At 58.2% G+C, this 625-nt stretch carries 1 pseudogene; it reads right to left on the bottom strand.

The annotated features are described in order from the left end of the window. Window positions 1-625 (bottom strand): annotated as a pseudogene (locus HMPREF9538_RS21355) (IS5-like element IS5 family transposase); the annotation flags it as partial.

Raw genomic sequence — 625 nt, forward strand, 5'->3', positions numbered from 1 at the left:
CCTTGCCGGGACGCTCGGCGATCAGCCAGTCCACATCCACCTCGGCCAGCTCCTCGCGCTGTGGCGCTCCTTGGTAGCCGGCATCGGCTGAGACAAATTGCTCCTCTCCATGAAGCAGATTACCCAGCTGATTGAGGTCATGCTCGTTGGCCGCGGTGGTGACCAGGCTGTGGGTCAGGCCACTCTTGGCATCGACACCAATGTGGGCCTTCATGCCAAAGTGCCACTGATTGCCTTTCTTGGTCTGATGCATCTCCGGATCGCGTTGCTGCTCTTTGTTCTTGGTAGAGCTGGGTGCCTCAATGATGGTGGCATCCACCAAAGTGCCTTGGGTCATCATGACGCCTGCTTCGGCCAGCCAGCGATTGATGGTCTTGAACAATTGACGGGCCAGTTGATGCTGCTCGAGCAGGTGGCGGAAATTCATGATGGTGGTGCGATCCGGCAGGGCGCTATCCAGGGATAATCGGGCAAACAGGCGCATGGAGGCGATTTCGTACAGGGCATCTTCCATGGCACCGTCGCTCAGGTTGTACCAATGCTGCATGCAGTGAATACGCAGCATGGTCTCCAGCGGATAGGGCCGTCGGCCATTGCCCGCCTTGGGATAAAACGGCTCGATGAC

It is taken from the genome of Klebsiella sp. MS 92-3 (assembly GCF_000195655.1).
GTDB lineage: Bacteria > Pseudomonadota > Gammaproteobacteria > Enterobacterales > Enterobacteriaceae > Klebsiella > Klebsiella pneumoniae.